Genomic DNA, 10,277 nt, shown 5'->3' on the forward strand with positions numbered 1-10,277 from the left:
CGCCACCGCTACTCCTTTGCTGCCTACTTCCCGGCCGAGAAGCCGAAGTACTCCTGTATGGTGGTGATCAATGCGCCCTACAAGGGCAATATCTCCCTCTCCCCCGGGGCGGTGATCCGCAGCATCGCCGAGCAGGTGAGCGCCACACAGCATAAGATCCGCTTGAGCGAGGTAGAGAGCGACTCGACGGCCGTCTTTACCCACGTCATGGGCGGAGGACTACGTAGCGGCGTGGAGCAGGCGGCTCACGTGACCGGGGTCAAGCGGCCCAAGGGGAGCGCCGACTGGGTCGGCTATCATGCCGAGGACAGTCTCCGGCGCCTCAGCGACCTGAGCATCCGGATGAATACGATGCCCAACGTCGTCGGCATGGCCACCTCCGATGCGCTTTACCTCTGTGAGACCCTCGGGCTGAGGGTCAGCTGCAGCGGGCGGGGAGGGTACATCACCCACCAGTCCCTCTCTCCCGGTACGGCACTGAAGGGTGGGGGAGCGATCCGTCTCACCCTGGGGGAGCCTAAGAATTAAATCATCACTTTATCCCACAATAGGTAATGAAACTCAGTAAAATCATGCGGGGCGTCCCCCACGAGCTGATCGCCGGGGAGGACAGCATCGAGATCGGGCAGATCTGCTCCGACTCGCGCTCCGTTGGCAAGGGGGACCTCTTCGTCGCCCTGCGCGGTCTGGTGACCGATGGACACCGATTCATCGACCAGGCACTCGACCGCGGTGCCGCAGCGGTCATCTGTGAGACCGTCCCCGACGAGTATCGCCCCGGGATCGCCTACATACGCGTCGAGCATACCGACGTGATCCTGGGAGATGTGGCGGCCAATCTCTACGACCACCCGTCCGACAAGCTCCGCCTCGTCGGCGTCACCGGGACCAATGGTAAGACCACCATTGCCACACTCCTCTATGAGCTCTTCCGCAAGCTGGGCTACCGGGTCGGGCTGATCTCCACCGTCTGCGTCCGCATCGACGATGAGACGACGCCGAGTCACCTCACCACTCCCGACGCACTGACGCTCCAGAGATACCTCCACGAGATGGTGGAGGCGGGCTGCAGCTACGCCTTTATGGAGGTCTCGTCCATTGCAATCCACCAGCACCGGATCGGTGGAACCACCTTCGCCGGTGGGATCTTCACGAATCTCACGAGAGATCACCTCGACTACCATAAGACCTTTGCCAATTACCTCCGAGCCAAGCAGATCTTCTTCGACGAACTGCCGACGGAAGCCTTTGCCCTCACCAACCTCGACGAGACGAATGGGATGGTGATGGTGCAAAATACTCGCGCCCAGGTACACACCTACGCGCTCAAGCGGAGTGCCGACTATAAGGGACGGCTCCTCGAGGAGCATCTCGACGGGACGGATCTGATCATCGACGGGGAGGAGATCTCTGTGCGACTGGTCGGCGCCTTCAATGCCTACAACCTCCTCGCCGTCTACGGCACGGCGCGACTGCTCGGGGCACCCAAGGAGGAGACCCTCCGCCAGATCAGCACCCTCACAGCGGTGACGGGACGCTTCCAGACCCTCGCCTCCAAGCGGGGATACTATGCCGTGGTCGACTTTGCCCACACGCCTGATGCGCTGGACAATGTCCTCACCACGCTCACCGACCTGCAGCGGGTCCACCACGGACGCGTCATCACGGTCGTGGGAGCGGGAGGGCACCGCGACAAGGGCAAGCGGCCGATCATGGCCGCCACCGCAGCGAAGTACTCCGACCTGCTGATCCTCACGTCGGATAACCCCCGCGACGAGGATCCGCGGCAGATCCTCGAGGACCTCTGCGAGGGACTCTCCCGGGAGCAGCTCTCCTCCACGCTCAGGCTTGTGGACCGGCGGGAGGCGATCCGCACCGCCTGCACGATGGCACAGCCGGGAGACATCATCCTCATCGCCGGCAAGGGCCACGAGACCTACCAGGAGATCAATGGGGTGCGGCACCACTTCAGCGACGTGGAGGAGGTGCACCGCGTCTTTGAGGACGAGGAGCGAAGGAGCGAGTAGCCTATGCTGTACTACCTCTTTGACTACTTCGCCTCGCAAAACCTCCGCTGGTCGGCGGTATTCAATTACGTCAGCACCCGCGCCACCTTTGCCGTCATCGTCAGCCTGATCGTCTCCATCGTCATCGGTCGGCAGATCATCACCCTCCTAAGGGAGAAGCAGATCAGCGACGCCGTGCGACCCTACACCATCGAGGGCATGCTCTCCAAGAAGGGCACCCCAACTATGGGCGGGCTGATCATCCTCGCGGCCATCCTGATCCCGACGCTGCTCTTCTGCCGGCTCGACAACATCTACATCATCCTGATGATCATCGCCACGCTCTGGCTCGGCGGGCTCGGCTTTGCGGACGACTACATCAAGGTATTTAAGAAAAATAAGGACGGACTCGCCGGACGCTACAAGCTCATCGCCCAGATGGGTCTCGGCGTGCTGGTGGCGCTCGTCTTCCTCACCTCCCCGGCGGTGGTGATCAAGGAGAATGCCCGCCAGGTGCTGGAGGAGGGTAGGGTGGTGACCCAGTTTGCCACCGTAGAGACGCAGTCCCTCCAGACCACCATCCCCTTCGTCAAGGGGCACAACCTCGACTACTCCGCCATCGCACCGTGGCTCGGTATAGGGCAGAATGGCGAACTCTTCACCATCATCTTCGTCAGCCTGCTCTTCGTCTTCATCGTGATGGCGGTCTCCAATGGCGCCAACCTCACCGACGGACTTGACGGCCTCTGCACAGGCTCCTCAGCGATCATCGGTGTGGTGCTGGGGATCCTCGCCTACATCTCCTCCCATATCGAGATGGCAGCGTACTTCAACGTCATGTTCATTCCCGGTGCGGAGGAGTTGGTCGTCTTTGCTGCCGCCTTCATTGGTGCGACGGCGGGCTTCCTCTGGTACAATTCATTCCCCGCGCAGATCTTCATGGGCGACACCGGGAGCCTGACGCTCGGCGGCATCATTGCCATCTTTGCCATCGTGATCCGCAAGGAGCTGCTCCTGCCGATCCTCTGCGGCGTCTTCCTCGTGGAGACGCTCTCGGTGATCATCCAGACCACCTACTTCCGATACACCAAGCGACGCACCGGCGTGGGGAAGAGGGTCTTCAAGATGACCCCCCTCCACCACCACTACCAGAAGCCCGGTGACGGTAGTATAGACGCCCTCCTGCAGCGGCCCTACCGACCGATCCCGGAGGCAAAGATCACCACCCGCTTCTGGCTCATAGGCATCGTACTCGCGGTGCTGACGATTGCGACACTTAAGTTCAGATAAAATAGTATGGAATACACCATAGTCCTGGGAGGAGGCGAGAGTGGCATGTGGGCCGCCCTCCTGGCGAAGCGACTGGGGCACAGGGTCCTCCTCTCCGACAGCAATACCCTCCGCGATGCCACCCGCGACCTGCTGCTCCAGCATGGGATACGGATCGAGGAGCGGGGTCACTCCCTCCCCGAACTCGAACGCGCAACGAGGGTGATCAAGAGCCCCGGCATCCCTGACAGCGCCGCCGTGGTGCAGCGCTGCATCGAGGCCGGCGTGCCGATCGTCTCAGAGATCGAGTTTGCCGCTCAGCACGTTGCTCAGGGCAGCATCCTCGTAGGCATCACGGGGTCCAATGGCAAGACCACCACCACCACCCTCACCGCGCACCTCCTACAAGCGTGCGGCATTGATGCGGTGGCGTGTGGCAATATCGGTCTCTCCCTCGCCCAGTGCCTCGTCCGTGACCCGCACAAGGTCTACGTCATGGAGCTCTCCAGCTTCCAGCTCGACCACATGTACGACACCCATCTGCACGCCGCGGTGCTGATGAATATCACGCCCGACCACCTCGACCGGTACGACCACAAGTTGGAGCTCTACGCCGATGCCAAGGGAAGGGTATTCCAAAACCAGACCGAGGAGGACTACGCCATCACCTACGCCGATGATCCTGAGACAGCCACCATGCTCGCCCGCAGGGATCCAAGCGCGGCGCATGCCCTCTCCTTCTCCCTCACCCGCACCGACACCGCCGCCTACCTCGATGGCGAGACGATCCACATCCGTCTCTCGGGTGGCAAGGAGTGCCTCATCGACTACTCCCGCCTTCAGCTCAAGGGTCCGCACAACGCCTGCAACGTCATGGCCGCCTGCCTCGTGCTCCACGCCCTGGGGCTCGATCCCGACCTCGAGGATGGCACCGTCACCGAGGCACTGGAGGACTTCACCGGTATAGAGCACCGTATGGAGCTGACACGCGTCCTCCACGGAGTGAAGTACATCAATGACTCCAAGGCGACCAATATCGATGCCACCCGCCACGCCCTCGAGGCGATGCCGGACGGGCGGACGATCCTCTTCCTCGGTGGTACCGACAAGGGCAACGACTACGAGGAGATCAAGCCGCTCGTGGAGGCGAAGTGCAAGGCGCTGATCTACCTCACCACCGACAGCGCCAAGCTCCATACCACCTTCGATCCCTTGCCTATCCCATCCTTCGATGCGACGGGGATGGAGGAGGCCTTTGTCCTCGTGCAGAGTCTCCACCCGATGGAGGGCGATGTGGTGCTACTCTCTCCCGCCTGCGCCTCCTTTGACCTCTTCAAGAACTACGAGCACCGCGGAGAGTGCTTCAAGGAGCAAGTCGCCAAGCTCTGACCCCACACGACTCCAGAGAGAGCCTATCCGCATCCATACGGGTAGGCTCTCTCTCTTTTTGTCGCCAGACTACGGCTATCGGTCAGCCGTCTCGTCCTGTCTCTGTCGCCAGGGACTTACTTGGCGGGATCGGTGAGGTGAGCTTTGGTGCCGAAGTGGGCGGCACGGGCAGTGGCGGCCTCCGCTTCGCCCTCAGCATTCTTGATCCCCACGTAGGTGCGGAAGTAGAGGTAGGTGGCGCTGATCGCCTCTCGCGCTCGAGCATCGAGGGTAAAGCTCTTGCCCTGAGGGCCGAAGGAGGCGCGGATGGCTGACGAGGTGGGGGTGGCGTGGACAAAGGCGCCGAGACGCTCCGAGGCCTCGAGGGAGAGCGTCAGCCGCTCGTGGGTCACGCCACCGGTGCGAAAGCGGTAGTTGAGTGCCCTGTCGTAGGGTATGGTGTCGCTGAGGACGTAGGTCCCGCCGGCCTCCTCCATCAGGCGGAGGTAAGTGACGCCCTGAGCCTTGGGGGCCGAGGTGCCGGCGATGAGTTGGATCTTGCCATCCGCCTTGATATATGCATCGAGGAAGTTTGCCTCAGGATTGGCGGCGGAGGGGTCGTAGCCCTTGTACCGCAGGATGTTCTCATCCGGCATGCGGGGGTACTCGATCAGCTTGAAGAGCCGCTGCAGCGAGTCAAGCCGGGCGACGCCCTCCTCGGCGAGCGATGTCATCCGGATCGAGTCTCTCTTTGCCGTCGCTGTACGAACCAGCTGCTGCAGATGGAGTGCAACCTTACGCGTCTCCACGGCACCGCTGTAGGTGCGGTGGAGGGAGTCGAGGAGCCGAGCCGAGTGGCTGTAGTCGGAGTCCTGATAGGCGATCTGCGCCTCGGCAAGGAGATGCTTGGCGGCGCGCTCCTCCTTGCTGACGCAGCCGGTGAGGAGCAGGAGGATGATAAGTGCAAGTGTCGGTCTCATGGTGATAGTCTGTCGTAGGTATGATGTCCCCGGAGGTGATACTCGAGGAGAATGGATCTAGGATAAAGTCGGCTGTAGGCGCGCTCAAGGTCGCCGCCACTGCGCACGGGGCGGAGTCTCCGTAGCTCTCTCCTGGCGCGGAGCACGGCCCGGGCATCGCCGAGGTGTCCGCGGAGGAGGAAGTGAAGGGCGGCGAGGTGGTCGAGGAACCACCGCTTCCGCAGCGTGGAGCGGAGGACCCGGGAGGGGAGGTTTTTCCGTAGCATCAGGATGTTGTTTCGGAAGTTGAGGAAGGTCTTCCGTGGGTTGTCGGCGCTGAGCGACTTTCCTCCCCAGTGGTAGACGACACTCTCGGGGATGACGTAGAGGTCGTGACCGGCAGCCTGCCAGCGCCAGCAGAGGTCGATCTCCTCCTGGTGGGCGACAAAGGTCTCATCCAGTCCTCCGGCGGCGAGGTAAGCCTCCCGCCGGCAGAGCATACAGGCACCGCTGGTCCAGAAGACCGGCATCGGCTCCGTCCCGTACTGCCCCCGATCCTCCTCGAGGGTGGAGAAGAGCCGCCCTCGGCAGAAGGGGTAGCCCAGCCGATCCATGTAGCCTCCCAGTGCGCCAGCGTACTCAAGACGCTTCGGCTCGCGCTCCCAGCGGATCGTAGGCTGGACGGAGACCACCTCGGGGTGGCTGTCGAGGAAGTCGACCAGCGGCTCCAGCCAGCCCTTCGTCACGAGGACGTCGTCATTGAGGAGGCAGATGTAGTCGTACCCCTCCAGCTCGGTGATGACCCTATTGTACCCGGCGGCAAAGCCAAGGTTGCTCCCGAGTGGAAGCGGCACCGCCCGAGGGTAGTCACGCGCCAGTATCTCGAGGGAGTCGTCCGTGCTGCCGTTGTCTGCCTCGATCACGTCTGCCAGCTCCGGGTCGGTATGCTCGAGCAGGGTCGGGAGGTAGTGTGGGATCAGCGTGGAGCCGTTCCAGTTGAGTACGACGACGGCAACCTTTTTCCTCATATCAGTACGCCCTCCACCAGGTCCGGATGTCCCGGCACCACGTGATCCGCCCGGACCGTGACCACCTCGCCTGTCAGGTCGGGGCGGTAGGGGATCCGGACGCGGAGATAATTCTCTGTATAACCATAGAGCCAGTCGTGACCCTCAGGCTCCTCCACCAGCAGCCGCCGCTCGGTCCCCACCTGGCTCCGGGTGAAGTCGCTCAGCTTGCGGTCGCTGATCGTGATCAGTCGCCGCGCCCGGCGGTGCTTCTCCTCAGGCGAGACCACCGGCGTGATCCGTAGCGCCGCGGTGCCCTTTCGCTCACTGTAGGGGAAGACATGGAGCTTGGAGACCGGCAGCCCGGCGATGAAGGCGGCGCTATCCTCGAAGTCCGCCTCCTCCTCGCCCCGCATGCCGACGATTACGTCTACGCCGATGTAGGCGTCCGGCATGAGCCGGTGGATCAGCTCCACCTTGTGGGCAAAGACCTCCCGCCGGTAGCGTCTCCGCATCAGCCGCAGCACCTTATCAGAGCCGCTCTGGAGTGGGATGTGGAAGTGTGGGGCAAAGCGCTTGCTACCCCTGACGAAGTCGATGATCTCGTCGGTGATGAGATTGGGCTCTATGCTGGAGATGCGGAAGCGGTCGATCCCCTCCACGTCGTCCAGCGCCTCCAAGAGCTGAATAAATGAGCTGCCGGTGTCGCGTCCGAAGTCGCCCACATTGACCCCCGTCAGGACGATCTCCCTCCCGCCGTGCGCTGCCACCTGCTCGGCTCGGCGAACGAGATCCGCCACCTCGCCACTGCGGCTGTGACCTCGGGCAAAGGGGATCGTGCAGTAGGAGCAGCAGTAGTCGCAGCCGTCCTGCACCTTGAGGAAGTGGCGTGTCCGACCCTCAGATGAGACACTGGGGACGAAGGTGGTTGCCTCCTCATACGGCGACACCTCCACCGTATCGACTGCGCTCAGGTGGTCGAGGTAGTGGAGTAGGGCGCCCTTCTCTTTCGCTCCCAGCACCAGATCGACGCCGGGAAGCTTGGCGTACCGCTCCGGCTGTAGCTGAGCCGAGCAGCCGGTGACGACGATCACCGCATCGGGATGATCGCGGTTGGCTCGGCGGATCAGCTGCCGGCTCTTCCGGTCCGCCACCGAGGTGACGGAGCAGGTATTGACCAGCACCAGGTCGGCAGACTCGCCCTCCTCAGCGAGGACCATACCCCGCTCTAAGAGCGCCTGTCCGAGGAACGAGGTCTCGGCAAAGTTGAGCTTACACCCCAGCGTGCAGAGGGCGACGCGCCGCCCCGTGTATGTAAATCCTTGCTCACTCATCAGTCCACAAAGTTACCAAAAAGAGTGCCCTGCGAGCACGGTCTCCACCAACCCGTCAGAGGTGACGCATTTGACGGGGGGTACTGAGTGATACAGAAAACCATCCAGCTCACTGTGAAGATGCGGAAGCGAAGCGCCCCTTGCGGTTCGCACCATCGTCCAAATATAGCATCCCCGCCGGGAGGAGTTGTCTCGTAGAGTCTCTTCGTGTCTCTTCCTGACCAAAAATGCGTCTCCCCTTCGGGGGCTAAGCTCATCCCTCCTGATAATCTGCATTTGGTGTAGAAATAGGAATACGAAACCCTCGCTATGACACCCGAAGGGTGCTCGCTCCATAGGCATCGGTCATCCGCGAAGCGGTGACCGATGTACAGAAGCACACCCTAACCTCACGACCCCTTGCGGGTCGCCGAGCAGACATCTCCTATGCCGGCGACCCGCAAGGGAGCGGGCATCCCCGGCGACGGGGAGCATCGTACCGAGCTGGATAGAGTTCGGTGAATTCTAAACCCGGTATTAGTGATCACTAAACCCGGTAATAGTGATGACTAATACCGGGTTTAGTTGAGGTCGCAGACCTGACGCCTCTGAGCTATACAGTAAGCTATCTGAAGCCCGTCAGAGAGGCTGATGCTTAGGTATGCGGATGGGTGGTCTTATCGCCCATCTCCGATGTGACGGCGACCCGCAAGGGGTCGGGATACGAAATAAACTCTCATACATCGGTCTTCGCCACTTCGTGGCTCGACCGATGCCTACGGAGTGGGCATCCTTGCGGATGCGGTTACGCTGCCGATGGACGAGTCTCAAACGCGTCAGCCCTGACGGGGAGGGCGGCGGGAGATCGGGCTTGCAAATAAATTCGTACCTTTGTCTCTATACGCAAGGTAACTGCGTAGTGGTAGTTACTCTAAATCAGAATATAAGGATATACAATAACATGATGAAAAGAAGTACACTTTACCTGCTCTCTCTGCTCGTGGCAAGCCTCTTCGGAGTGACAGCCATGGCGCAGGAGCTGCAGCAAGACGACAGTAAGAAAGCTGCGATCGAGTTTGCCGAGTCGGAGCACGACTTCGGCACCATCAGCGAGGGCGACGGACCGGTGTCATTCGTCTTTACGTTCAAGAATGTCGGCAACGCTCCGCTCGTGCTCACGCGAGTGATATCCAGCTGTGGCTGCACAACGCCCTCTTTCTCCAAGGATCCGATAGCCCCGGGCAAGGAGGGTAAGGTGACCGTCACCTATGACCCCGCCGGGCGGGTCTATCCCTTCGTGAAGACCATCTCCGTCTACAGTAACGGGAAGAAGGGTCCCGCCGTACTCACCATCCGTGGCGAGGTGATCAAGTAAGAGATATAACCGAACTAAATAAGTAAGGGGCTGCCCGTCAGACGACGAGCAGCCCCTTATGCTTGTTACAGTATGCCTTACCTGGAGCGGTGGAGCTCCTCATCGATGTGCTGGTAGGGGGAGTTATTGGAGACGAACTCCGGGATCAGGACCTTGAGCTCCCGCACCGCCTCCTCAGTCCGGAAGCTACGAGCGGCGGCGAGGATCCGCTCCACCTGCTCACTGACCTCAGCGTAGTCGTTGGGTCGGATGTCAGCAATGCGGATCTTGTCGATGGAGGTGGGCTCTGTATTCTCCGTCGTGGCGAGCACCTCCTCGTAGAGTTTCTCGCCCGGTCGGAGTCCGGTATAGATGATCTTGATGTCCTTGTCAGGCTCAAATCCGGAGAGCCGGATCATCCGCCGAGCCAGCTCGTCGATCTTATGAGCCTGCCCCATATCGAAGACGAAGATCTGAGGACGCTCTGCCAGCGTACTCGCCTGGAGTACGAGACTGCATGCCTCGGGGATGCTCATGAAATAGCGGACTATCTCCTTGTGCGTCACCGTCACCGGTCCTCCGGAGGCGATCTGGCGGCGGAAGAGACCGATCACGGAGCCGTTGCTGCCGAGGACGTTGCCAAATCGGGTGGTGACAAAGATGGTCTTGCCCTCTGCCCGTCCCTCAGCGATCGCCTGACCGAGGCTCTGTATGTACATTTCACAGGCACGCTTGCAGGCACCCATGACGTTGGTCGGGTTGACAGCCTTGTCCGTCGAGATCATCACCATCCGCTCTGCAGCATAGCGGACCGCCATATCGGCGACATTGCGCGTGCCGGAGAGATTGGCCATGATCGACTCGCAAGGATGCTCCTCCATAAGCGGTACATGCTTGTACGCCGCCGCGTGGAGGACGATGTCGGGACGGTAGCGATCGAAGACGATCTCCACCTTCTCCCTATTCCGCACATCACCGATCATCGGCACCAGGTCGAGGTC

At 61.4% G+C, this 10,277-nt stretch carries 9 protein-coding genes; 5 read left to right on the plus strand and 4 right to left on the minus strand.

Translation table 11 applies throughout. The annotated features are described in order from the left end of the window. The 4 genes from Q0F21_RS03245 to murD form a co-directional block, all read left to right on the plus strand. On the plus strand, positions 1–528 hold a 528-nt coding region (locus Q0F21_RS03245; RefSeq protein WP_297237369.1), incomplete at its 5' end, for a PASTA domain-containing protein. Positions 529–554: 26 nt separating this feature from the next. Beyond that, positions 555–2,027: a UDP-N-acetylmuramoyl-L-alanyl-D-glutamate--2,6-diaminopimelate ligase gene (locus tag Q0F21_RS03250; protein WP_297237371.1), complete on the plus strand. Its 1,473-nt coding sequence runs from the start codon at positions 555–557 to the stop codon at positions 2,025–2,027. Positions 2,028–2,030: 3 nt separating this feature from the next. Next, the gene (mraY, locus tag Q0F21_RS03255) at positions 2,031–3,296 is read left to right on the plus strand and encodes a phospho-N-acetylmuramoyl-pentapeptide-transferase (RefSeq protein ID WP_297237373.1); all 1,266 of its coding nucleotides are present in this window, start codon (positions 2,031–2,033) and stop codon (positions 3,294–3,296) included. A 6-nt stretch (positions 3,297–3,302) separates the two neighbouring features. Then, positions 3,303–4,664, plus strand: coding sequence for a UDP-N-acetylmuramoyl-L-alanine--D-glutamate ligase (murD, locus tag Q0F21_RS03260; protein WP_297237375.1), 1,362 nt, complete (start codon positions 3,303–3,305; stop codon positions 4,662–4,664). Positions 4,665–4,780: 116 nt separating this feature from the next. On the opposite strand, the gene Q0F21_RS03265 is transcribed toward murD, so the two are convergent. From Q0F21_RS03265 to mtaB, 3 genes are read right to left on the minus strand one after another with little or no spacing between them, the layout of a single operon-like run. Further along, on the minus strand, positions 4,781–5,623 hold the full coding sequence (locus Q0F21_RS03265) for a hypothetical protein (protein ID WP_297237377.1): 843 nt from the start codon (positions 5,621–5,623) through the stop codon (positions 4,781–4,783). After that, the gene (locus Q0F21_RS03270; protein ID WP_297237379.1) at positions 5,620–6,630 is read right to left on the minus strand and encodes a glycosyltransferase family 2 protein; all 1,011 of its coding nucleotides are present in this window, start codon (positions 6,628–6,630) and stop codon (positions 5,620–5,622) included. The genes Q0F21_RS03265 and Q0F21_RS03270 overlap by 4 nt, the downstream gene beginning before the upstream one ends. Continuing rightward, a complete protein-coding gene (gene mtaB, locus Q0F21_RS03275) occupies positions 6,627–7,943 on the minus strand; it encodes a tRNA (N(6)-L-threonylcarbamoyladenosine(37)-C(2))-methylthiotransferase MtaB (protein ID WP_297237381.1) in 1,317 nt (438 codons plus the stop codon). Before mtaB ends, Q0F21_RS03270 begins: the two co-directional genes overlap by 4 nt. A 943-nt stretch (positions 7,944–8,886) precedes the next feature. Between mtaB and Q0F21_RS03280 the strand changes: the two genes are divergently transcribed. After that, positions 8,887–9,297: a DUF1573 domain-containing protein gene (locus Q0F21_RS03280; protein ID WP_025081534.1), complete on the plus strand. Its 411-nt coding sequence runs from the start codon at positions 8,887–8,889 to the stop codon at positions 9,295–9,297. Between the two features lie 77 nt (positions 9,298–9,374). On the opposite strand, the gene Q0F21_RS03285 is transcribed toward Q0F21_RS03280, so the two are convergent. Then, positions 9,375–10,277, minus strand: a 903-nt coding sequence (locus Q0F21_RS03285) for a polysaccharide biosynthesis protein (RefSeq protein ID WP_297237384.1), incomplete at its 5' end; no start/stop codon positions are given.

This window comes from uncultured Porphyromonas sp. (assembly GCF_934359325.1).
Taxonomy (GTDB): Bacteria; Bacteroidota; Bacteroidia; order Bacteroidales; family Porphyromonadaceae; genus Porphyromonas_A.